The 14,328-nt window shown below is 57.4% G+C and carries 12 protein-coding genes; 4 read left to right on the plus strand and 8 right to left on the minus strand.

The features are described from left to right. Positions 1-18: 18 nt before the first annotated feature. Positions 19-966: a Flp pilus assembly protein CpaB gene (cpaB, locus tag RHM59_RS13395; RefSeq protein ID WP_322224293.1), complete on the minus strand. Its 948-nt coding sequence runs from the start codon at positions 964-966 to the stop codon at positions 19-21. Between the two features lie 321 nt (positions 967-1,287). Between cpaB and RHM59_RS13400 the strand changes: the two genes are divergently transcribed. Together RHM59_RS13400 and RHM59_RS13405 are read left to right on the plus strand one after the other, a co-directional pair. Then, entirely contained in the window at positions 1,288-1,479 is a 192-nt protein-coding gene (locus RHM59_RS13400) for a Flp family type IVb pilin (RefSeq protein WP_322224295.1), read from the plus strand. A 44-nt stretch (positions 1,480-1,523) separates the two neighbouring features. Then, positions 1,524-1,967 (plus strand): response regulator, encoded by a 444-nt coding sequence (locus RHM59_RS13405; protein WP_322224297.1) that lies wholly within the window; start codon positions 1,524-1,526, stop codon positions 1,965-1,967. A gap of 563 nt (positions 1,968-2,530) precedes the next feature. Here RHM59_RS13405 and RHM59_RS13410 read toward each other — a convergent pair. Beyond that, on the minus strand, positions 2,531-4,210 hold the full coding sequence (locus tag RHM59_RS13410) for a ShlB/FhaC/HecB family hemolysin secretion/activation protein (protein WP_322224299.1): 1,680 nt from the start codon (positions 4,208-4,210) through the stop codon (positions 2,531-2,533). 110 nt (positions 4,211-4,320) lie between these two features. After that, a complete protein-coding gene (locus RHM59_RS13415; RefSeq protein WP_322224301.1) occupies positions 4,321-5,880 on the minus strand; it encodes a collagen-like triple helix repeat-containing protein in 1,560 nt (519 codons plus the stop codon). A 528-nt stretch (positions 5,881-6,408) separates the two neighbouring features. Here RHM59_RS13415 and RHM59_RS13420 point away from each other — a divergent pair. Then, positions 6,409-6,702: a hypothetical protein gene (locus RHM59_RS13420; protein WP_322167508.1), complete on the plus strand. Its 294-nt coding sequence runs from the start codon at positions 6,409-6,411 to the stop codon at positions 6,700-6,702. 88 nt (positions 6,703-6,790) lie between these two features. Further along, the gene (locus RHM59_RS13425) at positions 6,791-8,140 is read left to right on the plus strand and encodes an MATE family efflux transporter (RefSeq protein WP_322224303.1); all 1,350 of its coding nucleotides are present in this window, start codon (positions 6,791-6,793) and stop codon (positions 8,138-8,140) included. Positions 8,141-8,147: 7 nt separating this feature from the next. On the opposite strand, the gene RHM59_RS13430 is transcribed toward RHM59_RS13425, so the two are convergent. From RHM59_RS13430 to RHM59_RS13450, 5 genes are all read right to left on the minus strand, one after another. After that, positions 8,148-9,032, minus strand: coding sequence for an alpha/beta hydrolase (locus tag RHM59_RS13430; RefSeq protein WP_322224304.1), 885 nt, complete (start codon positions 9,030-9,032; stop codon positions 8,148-8,150). A 78-nt stretch (positions 9,033-9,110) separates the two neighbouring features. Next, on the minus strand, positions 9,111-9,899 hold the full coding sequence (locus RHM59_RS13435; RefSeq protein ID WP_322224306.1) for a DUF4123 domain-containing protein: 789 nt from the start codon (positions 9,897-9,899) through the stop codon (positions 9,111-9,113). Next, on the minus strand, positions 9,892-11,565 hold the full coding sequence (locus tag RHM59_RS13440) for a contractile injection system protein, VgrG/Pvc8 family (protein WP_322224308.1): 1,674 nt from the start codon (positions 11,563-11,565) through the stop codon (positions 9,892-9,894). Before RHM59_RS13440 ends, RHM59_RS13435 begins: the two co-directional genes overlap by 8 nt. A 250-nt stretch (positions 11,566-11,815) precedes the next feature. Continuing rightward, complete coding sequence (speA, locus tag RHM59_RS13445; RefSeq protein WP_322224310.1) at positions 11,816-13,729, minus strand: arginine decarboxylase; 1,914 nt, start codon at positions 13,727-13,729, stop codon at positions 11,816-11,818. A 165-nt stretch (positions 13,730-13,894) separates the two neighbouring features. Continuing rightward, positions 13,895-14,266 (minus strand): translation initiation factor Sui1, encoded by a 372-nt coding sequence (locus RHM59_RS13450; RefSeq protein ID WP_322224313.1) that lies wholly within the window; start codon positions 14,264-14,266, stop codon positions 13,895-13,897. Between the last annotated feature and the right edge of the window lie 62 nt (positions 14,267-14,328).

Genomic DNA, 14,328 nt, shown 5'->3' on the forward strand with positions numbered 1-14,328 from the left:
ACGGCATTCCTCTTTCAATCAGGGGGTTTGTTGCGTGATTTGGTTGCCACGTATGATTTCGACCTGTCGCATTCCACGGGGTGCGCTGGTGACTGGATTCGTTTTGCCCGGACCGCCGAGGCTCAGTTGTTCGAAGTGCATAAGGTTGCGGTTGGTCGAATCCAGACGTGCCGCGAGATCGTTTTCCCCCGCCCAATAACGCTGCAGGTTTTTTTCCTCGGCACTGCGCACGGCCAGACGCAAGGTGCCCGATTGAGTGGCCAGCATCAGCCGGCTAAGCAGTTGCTCCGGGACTGCCAACACCACGTTGCGCGCCGAGCTCCTGCGTTGTTCGAGCTTGAGCTTATCGTCATCGCTCAACGCTCTACCGGCTGCCTGACCATCGAGGGTCGGCCCCAGCAATTCACCGACGCTCAATACCCGCAGGGCCGGTATGACCAACTGCGCCGACCTGTCCACGTTGAGTCCGTCCTGGGGCAGAAACAGCATCACGTCGACATAATCGCCAGGGTTCAGCTGGCCGCCAGCGCCGATCACTTCGTCAATGGCCACCGCCAACGCGCGTTCGCTGGGCCGAATCATTCGCGCCAAGGCGCCGCCAGCGTCGAAACTGCTGTCACTTAGCCACGTGCCCGCCGACAACACCCTCAGGGCGCTACGACCCACGGCGTCTTCGACTTTATTGAAAATGCCGACGGGGGCGACGATTACCCGCTCGATCAGCACATCCGCCGCAGTGATCGGTGTGCCCGGCGGCAAGTCTCGCGTCAGCACTAATACGGGTTGGCGCAGCGAGTCTTCTACCGATTGAACCGCCGGGGTGACCGCCACAGGAACCGGTGTTTGAATAACAGGCACCGCAATGGGTGCAGAGGTCGGGCGACTGAGAACCAGCCCCCAATACCCGGCGAATAACGCGCCGAGCAACAAAAAAACAGCAAATCCCAAGGTGACGCGACTGTTCATGACGGCTCTCCCTTTCCCACTGCACAACCCCGCTTTAACAAACGAGTCAACTTCGCAATCGGGCGGCTATGAACAAGTAACTACTTCGCTCATTGAAGGTAGCCCAGCGGAAGCCAAATGTCTTGATATGCCAAAAATATGTTCTATAAAGCATTCGACAACAAGCCTGCTTATTTTTGACGCCAGCGTGGCACCTATAACTTTATGATTAATGCTTTATTACAGTTGCTTAGTTCTGAGTAGACGCCAATGCTGTAACAACGCTGGGGAGTGACACTGCACTATTGCTGTATCAGTGCCCTTGGGTGCGAGGAGAATCAGATGTCCCTTAATTACATGATGTTGCGGTTCAAACTTTTCCTGGAAGATAAAGAAGCCGCCTCGGCGATCGAGTATGCAATCGTGGCCGCCATGGTGGCCGTTATTGCCGTCGCGTTCATTGCGCCGGTGGGCGCCGAAGTTAAGATTATTTTCAATAAAGTGCTGGTAGGGCTGGGTGGGACCGCTCTATGACCGCTAACACTTAACTCACGGCGCTCTCAAGAAGGCTGTTGCATATGGCAAGCCCCGCCCCTACGCGCCAACAACTGCTTCTGGTGGATGACGAAGTGGAGGCCATCGACGAACTGGCAGAGTTGCTGGAGGGCGAGGGATTTATTTGCTTTATCGCGACGTCGGTAAACGTCGCCCTGCATCAACTGGCGCTGCACCCGGACATCGCCCTCATCATCACCGACCTGCGCATGCCCGATGAAAGCGGCCTGTCGCTGATCAAGCGCTTGCGCGAACACACTTCACGCCAACACCTGCCGGTGATCGTGACCTCCGGCCACGCCGACATGGAAGACGTCAGCGACCTCCTGCGCTTGCAGGTCTTGGACCTGTTTCGCAAACCGATCTACCACGTCCGACTGCTGGAAACCCTCAACGCACTGTTCCCAGAACCTGCAAGCTCTGGTGAGGAATTCACTCGCGAAGACACCGCCACATTCGGTCGATAAACCGTCAACGCCGTCTGTAGAGCCAACGTGTTGGCGAGGCGGAGGGCCAGACAAACCACGCCAGGATTTTCGCTAACAAGCTGGCTCTTATAAAGCTACTGTTTAATCTTTTAAAAACAATGGGTTGTCGCTAGTTTTTGTAGGTATATCCGGCCTCTATGAGTGCTGAAAGTAGGGTTTCGCTTTTACAGCGAGTCACCTTTTTCAACCGTCGGAGCGCCGAACCGCAAAAAGGTAACCCAAAACGCTTGCCCCACCATGCGGGCCCTCGCTTAGGCTTGGTTTTCCCTCACTCCGGCGTCGCTACGGGGGGCGCCGTGAGCGGCCGTCCCTGGCCGCGCACGGCTTACTCGGCATTCTTGCCTCGGACTTGTCGCAGCCTTCGGCAGCTCCTACAGAATCTGTGCAGCGCCAAAAACCGTGGGACCGAATTTATTCGGGAAGGCTTCAGTACTGACACGCTGCAACCTCAAGCTAAACAAAGTGCCCCCCAGTGTGCTGCGCGACGGCGCGGAGTCGAAGACATGGCGCCCCTCCCTACAGGGAATGGTCTTTGCAGCACCTCACAACTGATAACTAAAACTAACGGTATACCGAGGGTCGCGGTTCAGGCTGTCTAAGGCGATGTCGGACATGGGTTTGGCGGCTTCCAGCGAGATGTTGTAGTAGTGGGAGTCACCAAAACGCAGGCCCATTGCCAGCGAAGACAGCTTCGATTGCGGCGCGGCCAAGTCGTTGAACCAGGTCCGCGCCGCGTCCAGCACCACGTAGGGTTGCAACACCCGAACCCAAGTCCCCTCGCGGTTGATGCTGTAGTTAACCTCGTACGCCACGCCCCAACCCTTGTCCCCAGACGCCTGATCGCTGGAATAACCGCGGCCGAAATTTTGTCCACCAAAAACTGCCCGTTCACTGTCCGGCAGGTTGTCATTGCTCCAGTACAGCGCCGCCGAGGCCACGCCCTGCCAATGCTCTAAGAACTTGTCGCTCTGCACCCCTGACAGGCGCAGGCGGAAGAAATCGAGGTCGTACAGGGCATCGTCGGTCTTGGCTCCCATGCCATTGATGCCTTGGTATATGCCAGCACTCAGGATGCGCAGTTGCTTGTCATCGGACTTGCGCCAGTCACCCTCAAAGGCCAAGGCGCGAAGGTCGGTTCGGGTCTCTACCGTCAGTGGAACGCCCACCACCTGATAGCGGGTTTTGTCATTGACCGCATACAGCCGCACACCGGCGCTCAGCCACTCGTTTTGTGCCGCGATCAATGGGTGGCTGAAGCCGATGGACAAGCGATCGTTGTCATGGTGCTGCTTCAACTGCAGACCGTTGTCCAACTGCACTGTGGTGCTAGGGTCGGCGCTGTAGCTTGCGCCGGACAGGCTCATCTGAGTGCCTTCGTCGTTCAGATATTGGCTGTAGTCGAGGCGGTAATAATGTTCGTCGTCCTTGCCCGGCGGAAATAGCCCGCTGACGCTCACTTGCTCAGCCATGGCGGTTTGGGCATTGCTGGAGACACCGAGCAACGCCTGTAAGCCGTCGCGGTTGTCGTCAGTGCTGCCTAAGCTACTGGTGAATGGCTTTCGCGTGGCTTGGGCGACCAAGGTAGTCGCGCCATCGGTAGTGCCCGGCGGCGGCACTTGAGCTTGCACCGTGACGCCCGGAACACGGCTCATCAATGAGGTGTAGCGCTCAAAAGTCTTGCGGGTCAGCGGACGTTCCTGTTTTAACTTGGCCACCAGCTTTTCCAGGTACGCGGAAACCGGTCCGATATTCCCTTGTAGCTGGTAGTCCCGAATGTAACCTTCAACCAATACAACCCGAACCACGCCTTGATCGAAGGTTTGTTGTGGCAAAAACGCGTAGGACAACAAATAACCATCTGTCTGGTAGCGCTGGGTAATACCCCGGGTGGCGTCAATTAACTTCGCGAGTGTAACCTCCCGTCCAATCAACGGCGTGAACGCTTCACTCAACTCTTTGAGTGGATAGACCGTGCCGCCTTCTATGCGCACTTTGCGCACGGTAACTTTTGTACCCATCAATAAAGGTTGCGCTTCAGAAGCGGTGGGAGTAGGCAACTGTAAATTAGGGGTGATGGGGCGATAGGCGTCGGCGGGAAGATTGGGCACCGGCAAGTTACGCTCGGTGTCGTTACTGTTAAGAAAACTGGGCAAGGGTTCTGCATTCAAAACGAAAGGGTATAAACAAATACCGAGAACGCACACGCAAGCAAAAGCACGCATAAGACCTCCAAGGCCAACAGCAGCGGCATTTCACATACAAAAAAAGACGAGGACTTATTAACTCCCTCGTCTCCACAAGCGTAGGCGCTGTTTGAAAACTTGCTAGCGTTTTACTTCTTACTGCCTAACAAACTTCCACCCAGACCACCGCCTAAGCCGCTTGTAACACCGCCGAGCAGGCCACCGTTAATCACCGTGCCGCCATTCACCAATCCACCCACTTGAGCGACGGTCTGTCCCAGCGCGATGACGGTGCCGCCCACTTGGTTAACCACTGGATTATTGCTGCCTGCATCTATCTTGCTTCCGACACCGCTAACCCCGCCGCCCACCGAGGCCAGAAGGCCATTGACCGGGCTGCCCAAGCCAGTTGCACCACCGATTTGCTGAGTCAAAGAGGTCACGCCAGTCACCGCAGGCGTCACCGCTGCCGACATACTGCTGGTCAAAGCGGCGATGGGTGCTGCCGCTGCGAGGTTAGGTGCGCCGCTGCCACCGACGAGTGTTCCCAACGAAGCGACCGTGCCACCCACTGTGCCGACATTGACACCCGCCGCGCTGAGCAAGCCGTTGCTGCTCCCCGCGTTCAGGCCATTACCCGCTGCGGCCACCAGACCACCGGCATTTTCCAGCAAGCCCGTTGCTGGCAAACCACCCACTGGCGCCACATACCCACCGGCTTTGCCGGTAACCCCGGCTACGCCATTGATCACACTGCCCAAGGTTGTCGCCACTGGATTACCCGACGCATCGAGCTTGCTGCCCACACCACCCAACGCGGTACTTGTGCCTTGCAGCACGCCGTTGATGGGGGCGCCCAGGCCGGTTGCGGTGCCGATGTTGCCGGTAGTGCTTTCAAGCAATGCCACAACGGGAACCAATTTGTCGCCCAAGCCGTTACTCACGTCACCGAGGGTACCGCTGGTGCTAGACACATTGAGGGTATCACCGAGCATGGTGACTTTTTCGCCGACACCGTTCACCAGCCCACCGGTTGTGCTGAGTAACGGACCCACTAACGGCACTTGTTCAATCGCGGCAGAAACCCCCATTGCGGAAAGGTTGTTACCTGTTGAAGAGACGCCGCTGCCGAGGTCAGCGACCGCAGTGCCGACATGGGCCAAGGTGATGCCCAGCGCATCGCTCTGAGAACCCAGTGTCCCCAGACCACTGGTTATTCCGTCACCCAGGCTGTTAACAGCTGTCCCGACCGAGGCTACCAAACCACCGGCCGTACGGGTCAGACCCGTACTTCCCAGCACCGGCACTGTACTGAGGACGTCGCCGATACCAACAATGCCTGAACCAACGCCACCCACGGCGTTACCCACCGCCGCAACGACTTGCCCAGTAACCAAGGGTGAGGAGGAGTCGCCACCGAGGGTGCCGCCGCCCACTCCGCTGACCGTTCCGGTTCCGGTGCCCGAATTGCCGTTTGCGATTCCACCAGCGACTCCACTGGCACTGCCAGAACTTCCATCAGCCGCACTGCCCGTCGGGGTCCCGGCCCCAACCGCCTCACTTGCCCCCGCTCCGGCTGTTCCGGCGTCTGGCGACGCGCTGTCTACATGGCTCTTCGAACCACCGCCGCCACTGCTGCAACCACTCAGGCTGACAGCAAGGACGAGGGCCAGTGCGGTACTTACTTTCAACAATGCCTGAGTTTTCATGGGGAGAATCCTTGTGGCGGCGGACCGTTATTCTTGAAAACTGACCACTGCGTCGGTTGTTTTCGTTCGTAAGCCCATAACATTCTTTTGTCAGCTGTTCAGCAATTCACAACTTGGTATTAACAACTTATATACAGGGTGAAATTTCCTGGCCTTAGTGACTAATACCAAAAGATTATTTTTGGGTATTTGTTTAATAAATATCAACGCATTCAAAGCGTTATCGAAAACCGGTTATTTATTTAAACTTAAGTTATATATTCACAATTAATAAGCCAACACCCTCTGTAGGAGCCAACGTGTTGGCGAGCGCTGCAACGAGGTTTATCCGAAACGCCTCAGTGTCCGGATGATCGCCAACAACTCGGCTCCTACAGAGGGTGTCGTGCGGGCGCATGACAACGCGTTTTCGAGGACCCTCGCGCAATTTTCGAAAATTTATGGCAAAGAGCCCCTATGCTCCACGGAACTCGATGAGCCGTTGGATAGCCCAAGCGAGCAGACTTCCTTTTTCATCAGGGCATACATATGCAGGTAGAAAGCTTTTTCGAATGGCTCGGCCAAACCTTAGGCGCCATCATTCGGTTTGTGGTTGATGGATTGGATTGGCTGTTCAAGATACTGGGCCACGCCGGGGGCAATTTTGTCGAGGGCTTGTCGCGCACCCTGGGCATGAACACCTCCCTGATCAGCCTTATCGCGCTGATTGTCGGCTTAATGTTCTTGTATTCCGCTATTCGCGCCTTTATGCGTGCCTCGATTATCTCCGGGATCATCTGGATGATTCTTGGCTTGTGGTTGTTGAGTTGGATCATCCATTGATCCCCGTATCAATTACACATCTGTAGGAGCCACGGATAGAAGCTCATGGCGCGCGGTTGTTACACTGCGCGCCTTCCAAGGAGCTTCCATGTCCATGTTGCTGACCGATTGGCGCGATCGCACAACCCATCGACGGGTGTGGGCGTTGGCCGCACCGATGATTCTCTCGAACATTTCCGTGCCCTTGGTGGCGTTGGTAGACAGCGCCGTCATCGGTCATTTGCCCCACGCCCACCAACTGGGTGCGGTGGCCGTCGGCGCCACGCTGTACACCTTTCTCGCGTGGGCGATGGGCTTTCTGCGGATGGGCACCACCGGGTTTGCCGCACAGGCTGCCGGGCGCAATGACGGTGCAGCGCTCAGGCAAATCCTGTTGCAAGGGTTGCTTCTGGCGATGATCCTGGCGGTGATATTGGGCGTTTTCGCACTGCCGTTTAGCCATCTGGCCTTGGACATGATGCAGCCCTCAGCCGACCTCAAAGCGCTGACCCTGGACTTTTTCCATACCCGTTTATTTGGCCTGCCCGCCGCGCTGGCGAGTTATGCGTTAGTTGGCTGGTTCCTCGGCACCCAAAATGCCCGAGCGCCACTGGCGATTCTGTTGACCACCAATCTGGTGAATATCGCGCTGAACTTGTGGTTCGTCATGGGCCTGGATTGGGGGGTGGTGGGCTCGGCTCGAGCCTCGGTGTTGGCTGAATGGATCGGCGCCTTGCTGGGTCTGGCGTTGACGCACAAAGGCCTGCGCGCGTTTCCTGGCCATGTGGCGTGGGCCGCCCTCAAGCGCTGGAAGAATTGGCGCCCACTGCTGGCGGTCAATCGCGACATTTTCATTCGCAGCCTGGCGCTGCAATCGGTATTTTTCCTGATCACGGTGCAAGGCGCACGCCTCGGTGATGCGACGGTGGCCGCCAATGCCTTGTTGCTCAACGGCCTGCTGCTGACCGCCCACGCACTGGACGGATTGGCTCACGCGGTCGAAGCATTGTGTGGTCACGCCATCGGCGCCCACGACCGCGCCTCGTTGCGCCGATCATTGACTGTCGCCGCCGGCTGGTCATTGCTCGCCAGCCTGGCGTTCGCAGTGCTGTTTCTGTTCGCCGGACATTTGTTCATTGAAATGCAGACCAACATTCCCGAGGTCCGGGAAACGGCCTTCGAATACCTGCCGTACCTGGCCGCGTTGCCGATGGTTGCGGTGTGGAGTTACCTGCTTGATGGTCTGTTTATCGGCGCTACGCGGGCGAGGGAAATGCGCAATGCCATGCTAGTGAGCGTGGCCCTTATTGCACCGTTCGCCTGGTTCGCCAAAGACTTGGGTAATCATGGGCTGTGGCTGACATTCATCCTGTTCATGCTGTTGCGCGGCGCGACCCTCGGCTTGGTTGCCTGGGGCCTGAACCGCCGGGATGGTTGGTTTGCCGGTTCAGTGCATTAAGGGCAGGTCATTGAGTGGCGACGGGTTGCGCGCGCAAATCCGCATGAATGAAATCAACCACGTCATCCAGTACCGGCGCTAATGCGCGTAACGGTCGAGACATGGCGGCGACCAGCGTGGCGTGCCCGGTTCGAGAGAAGTACAACTCGCGTACCGGCACACCATCCGACCGTAACCGCGCAGCCAAGCCACCGGTATTACGGGTCGGATTGACGACTTTGTCGTCTTTCGATGCGATCAACAATGCAGGCGGTGAGTCACGACTGACGTGATTGATCGGCTGGGAGTCAGGCGGCGAGTTGGGAAAGAAAAACACCGGTTTGACGTCTTCGTTGTCGATGGGCAAGAAATCATAAGGCCCGGCCAGTCCGATCCAGCCTCGGAGTATCGACGGCTTGAGCCCGACTTTTTCAAGGAACGCTGGGTCGAGGGCAATCATCGCCGCGTTGTAGGCACCCGAGCTGTGGCCCATCACATACAGGTTTTGCGGGTCGCCACCGTACTCATGCGCGTGCTGATATGCCCAAGCTACCGCCCGAGCGGAATCTTCCAGAAAGGTCGGATAGCGTACTTGCGGGTACAAGCGATAGTCAGCAATGACCACCACTATTCCCCGTGAAGCCAGCGCTTCACCGACGAATTTATAATCAACTCTTGAGCCGCTGTTCCAGCTTCCGCCGTAAAAGAACACCACCACCGGCGCGTTAGTCGGAGCCTGCGCCGGGGTGTAGACATCCAGTTTGTTACGCGGATCGTCGCCGTAAGCGATGTCGGAAACCCGAGTAAACGTGCTTCCAGGCGTCAGTGCATTTATCAGATTGACCGGTGAACAGGCCGCCAGCACGGCGGCTAGCAACCCGGTCAGCATCGCTTTGAATACATTGGATGTCATTGCACGGTCTCAGGTTTGCGAGCGTTGGACCGATGACGGTATTGGCCGAAAGCGGCAGCTCCGTGAAGGGCAGTACAACTACGACCACCCGCCCAGCCAATAGTTGGCAAGGTTCGCGAAACGCTGTTGCGGGTTGTCACCGGGAAGTGTCGGAGGAACCGAGGCTGACGGAAATCGTGCGCGCAGCGTCAGCCAGTTATCGAGCACTGTGCTGTCGTAGAAGCCGTGGCGCAGTCCTTCGTGAATATGGTCGAGGGTCGTGCGGTAGTTACTGCCGGTGGCGCGACTCCACACATAAGCGTGACGCTCCAACAGGCACTGCCGCAGATTATTTTCCTGCCTGACACTGAGTTCCGGCTCGACGGTCAGCGGCGTGACCGAGAGCGTGGGGTTAATGACAGATTTTCGTCCCTGAGTGTCTTCTACTTTGGCGGCCCACGGGCCGCCGTACCAGGTCAGCGACTCGATGGGCCCCAGCCAGCGACTCAACTCCAGCGGGTCCATTGCGTCGAAAAAATAACTCGCGGTTTGCACGTTGTAATACGTCAGCAGGCTTTTGTAGTGACGACCGAAACGCACGGTCAGCATGCGGCGTAAATGTTCGAGCAATTGCCGCTTGGGCGCCGCGCACACAATACGCAAGCCGGGCCATGGCGCTGACGCTTGCGCGAGCACATTGTTCAACGGGTCTCCCAGCGGGAGCTGTATCAACAACGGGCCCTGATCACGAATCAGGTGCAGTTCGGTGTCCGCGAGCAACTCGTCCCATACGTGGCTGTCTCCAAATTGCTGCTTGAAACGTTCCGCCAGTCCCGGCACGCCCGGTGTATCGAGCAAAAGCCAACCCTCCTCAAGGCGGTTACTCATCGCAAACCCCTTGCGTCACTAGCAGCCCCGTCCGACAGGCGCACGGGTGTAATTGGCAATGGGCGAAACTGCCGCCAGACGGCTGCCGACACAGCAAGATCAATGGATGGCTGTCCTGCATCAACTCCAGCAAATGCTGAGTGCGCGTGCTCAACACCCTCGCAAGGGGTTCGTCGACAGTATCGGCGACCGCCGCTGTCACTTCCTGAGTGTCTAAGGTGATCTGCTGGCTGCGAAGGGTCAGGTGATCGTTTTCCACGTGCAGTGAGCTGTTGCCCACACTGAACGCCAGCTGCGCGCCGTTATCGAACATCAGCGTGATGCCGCCGGTGATCTCGATCTTTTGCCCAGCGCTGACAAAGCTGTCCAGCTCAAGGCGCAGTTCAAGGGAAGGCTGTTCGGCCACCTCACTGATGGGCTCAGTGACGGAGCCGTTGGCGAACGGTGCAAGGTCGGGATTTTCCAAGTAGGCGGTGACCATGGGCAAATCAGGGTCGCCATCGACGAAATCCACCACCACGTCCATTCCGACCCGAAGCCGAGTGCGATGCTCGCCCTCACCCACCAACGTCGATGACACCGGCACCCAGCAGTTGGCGTAGTGCGCGCCCTGACCTTGGCGCCCCCCATCGAACTGCACCCAAATGCGGCCCGACGCGTCGCAATGCTCCTGACCCACGACCGGCCCCATCACCTGTGCGCGCTGCACGCCCAACATCCTTGGCCTCGGTTCCGGCGGAACAGGACGAAAACCGATCTCCCAGGGCGTCGCTTTGAATCGATTGCGATAAGGCAATGCGCTAACATCCGCCGCCAGTAGCTGATCGAGCATCTGCACCTGCTGGCCTCGGTGCTGGACTTCGGTCAGCAGCCAGAGATGGTTCCATTCCTGACGCGGGTGCTCCGTTAACGACAGCAACAAACCCGCGCCCAAATAAGGCGAGGTACTTTCACCTTCGGCCCGTTCCAGGGACCGAAGGCCGGGCTGCTCATCGCCGAGGCTGCCGACGTTGAACTGATCAACCTGATGCCGGGTAGGCTCGGCCTTGCCCGGTTTCAGACGCCGGGGGCGGGTTTCAAAAAAACACGTCGGCCCTCGACGAAACCCACCTTGAGTATCGGCAAACACCAACACGTGTCGCCGTTTGGAGTGCTGAAAGTGGTAATGAATGCCCTCCTCGTCACACAGCCGCTGAACGAACTGCAAATCCGACTCATCGTGCTGCGCGCAGTAAAGGCGCTCATGGTAGGTGCCGTTGAGTTCAAAGCGATGCGCGTTGGCGTGGATACCGTGTTCCTTGAGCACCCTGGCGATAATGTGCGGGACTGACAGGTCTTGAAAAATGCGCTGATTGTAGCGGTGGGCCAGGCAGCCCAGCCGTGGGCCCAGGCTTAAGCGGTAATGGTGGGCGCTCGAATCGTGGTCGATAAGGCCCACACGTTGAATTTGTCCGTTGAAGCCGGTTTGAGTTCCGGCGAAGCTCAGCCACGCCGAGCGGTACATCAGGCTTTTCGGGTTCAGATCGGGGGATTCAATGACCACTTCCAACTCAAAGGCAAAAGGCCTGCTGATCGCTTCCGTACCGGTAAACGAAAGCACAGTGAGTGAGTGAGTCAGGTTCGGGATATCCAGACGAAAAAAAGGTTCGCTGACTGGATCGAACATCGGCTATTGCTCTACTAAAGGACAGCCGGGGATTCTCGCCGAGAGAACCACCGGAGTAGAGGGCCAAAATGCAGAATAGGAAAGAGCCTACAAAAGAATAGGACCGGACGGGCAGATAACCATCACATTTTGTCCGTCGTGCAGCAAACCCGCGACAACTGTTGGAGCTGCCGAAGGCTGCGAAAGCCCGAAGGACCTTCGCCAACAAGTTGGCGAAGAATGACGACGCGGTCGTGTCAGTTAACCCAGATCAAGAAGACAAATACGACGACCGCGTCAGCCCCAAACGCAGCGCATCCAGGTATTGGGTGCGTTCACGCGGGGTTATTTTGGCGCTGGCCACTTTGTCGCGGTATTGGTTCATCAGCCCTTCAGGCGACAAGTGAACGTAACGCAGCATGTCTTCGATGGTGTCGTGGGTCTCGATCCCGCCGTGGTAAACACTGCCGTCCGGCCTCTGGTAAATATTCACCGAGTCGGTATCACCGAACAAATTGTGCATGTCGCCCAGGATTTCCTGATAGGCGCCCACCAGGAAAATCCCCAACAAATAGTCTTCGCCTTCGTTAAGTGCATGAACCGGCAAACTGGTTTCGATGCTCTGCTCGTCAACGTACTGCTTGATCTTGCCATCGGAGTCGCAGGTCAAATCTTGCAAGACCGCGCGGCGCATTGGCTCTTCGTTGAGACGGTGCAACGGCAGAATAGGCAGCACCTGACCAATCGCCCAGGTATCTGGCAGGCTCTGGAACACCGAGAAATTACAGATGTACTTGTCAGCGAGCTTGTCGTTGAGTTCGTCCAGCACTTGGCGATGGGAACGCTGGCGGGCCTTCAACGAGTTATGCAGGCGGCGGCATACCGCGAAGTAGCACTGCTCGGCCAAGGCCTTTTGCGCCAGAGTGATTTTGCCATCAGCGTATTGAGTAGCGATGTCGCTCATGTAGTGCGTGGCACGCCAATAGGTCTCAGTGACCATCTCGATGTCGGTTGGCCCCAACAGATCAACCAGCCATTGCACGGTTTCCGGCAGGCTTTCTTTGTCGGCGATCTTCGGCACTTCGTCGTTGTGGCTTTCGACGTCTGTGACCTGAACCACCAACATCGCGTGGTGTGCGGTCAGCGAACGGCCGCTTTCAGAAAAGATGTTCGGATGCGGAAGCGCTTGCTCGTCGCAGAATTCCTTGAGCATGCCGACCACGACCCCGGCGTAATCGTCCATGTCGTAGTTGATCGAGCTGGCGTTGCGTGAGTGAGTACCGTCGTAATCCACACCGAGACCGCCGCCGACGTCGATATGGTCCACCGGCAACCCGAGGTTGCGCAGTTCGCCGTAATAACGAATCGCTTCTTTGAAGCCGTGTTGATAGTCAGCCAGGTTAGCGATCTGCGAACCCATGTGGAAGTGCAGCAGACGGATGCCTTGATCCAGTCCGGCCTTGCGGAAACGCTCGACCACTGACAACAACTGCGCCGCCGATAAACCGAACTTGGATTTCTCACCGCCGGTGTCAGCCCATTTGCTGGACGCCAAGGAAGACAGCCGCACACGCAAACCGATCTGAGGGGCGACTTTAAGTTCCGCAGCCTCTTCGATTACAAGCGCCACTTCGGATTCTTTCTCGATCACGATGAAAACGTTGTGACCCAGCTTTTGCCCCATCAATGCCAGACGAATGAATTCACGGTCTTTATAACCGTTGCAGACAATCGTCCCACCTTTAGGCGCCAGGGCCAGCACGGCCATCAACTCGGGCTTGGACCCCGCTTCCAGGCCGATGGACACGTCCTGAGTGGCGATAATATTTTCAACCACGGCTTCTTGCTGGTTGACCTTGATCGGGTACAACGCGGTGTATTTACTCTGGTATCCCAAGCGCTCGATGTTGGAATCGAATGCGCCGGTCAGTTGACGAACGCGGTCTTGCAGAATGTCAGGGAAGCGCACCAGCAACGGCAAGGACAAGCCACTTTTACGCAGCGCGTCGACCTGCTCGTACAAATCAATGGGCGAACTGCTCGGGCCCTTCGGGCGGACTTCAACACGGCCGGCTTCGTTGATTGCAAAATAACCGGCTCCCCAATGACGAATCCCATAAACACTGCGGCTGTCCGCAACTGTCCATTGGCTGCCATCGTCTTTGCGTGTGCGTCGTACGGACATCGAAGTCCCCTATAAAAGAAGTCATGTGGCATCAGCCGCAATGGGCTGGCGCAGTGTAAAGAGAAGAAATGACGATTTGGCACTGTCGCGTCGGTCAGCGCCGAGCCGACTTGGCCGAGGTTGAGGATAGACACGCCTTGAAGCACAGAGTTTAGAAATCGGGGCCTAGCCGCCAGACTTCTTCGCTTTGAACCCCAGCTTCACCAGTTCTGCCAGCAACAGCTCGACGTGATCACCTTGAATCTCGATGACGCCGTCCTTGATCGCACCGCCGGTTCCGCAACGACGCTTGAGCGTCGTCGCCAGATCCTTGAGGGGGTCTTCGGCCAACGGCACGCCGATGATGGTGGTCACCGTTTTACCGCCGCGACCTTTGCTTTCGCGGCGCACACGGGCGATGCCATCCCCTTCGGGAATAGCGGTTTGCTTGCAGACACAGGCATCCACGGGCTGACGACAGTCTGGACAATGCCGTCCTGCGTCGGTGGAAAATACCAGACCGCCAAGGGCGGCGAAGGATGCGGCTTTTTTGGCCACCGGCAATCCTCTTGTTTGAGGATAAAGACGGGTCGGCTCCGGCGTAGCGGTGGACCGACCGC

Origin of the sequence: Pseudomonas sp. MH10 (assembly GCF_034353045.1) — a bacterium.
Taxonomy (GTDB): domain Bacteria; phylum Pseudomonadota; class Gammaproteobacteria; order Pseudomonadales; family Pseudomonadaceae; genus Aquipseudomonas.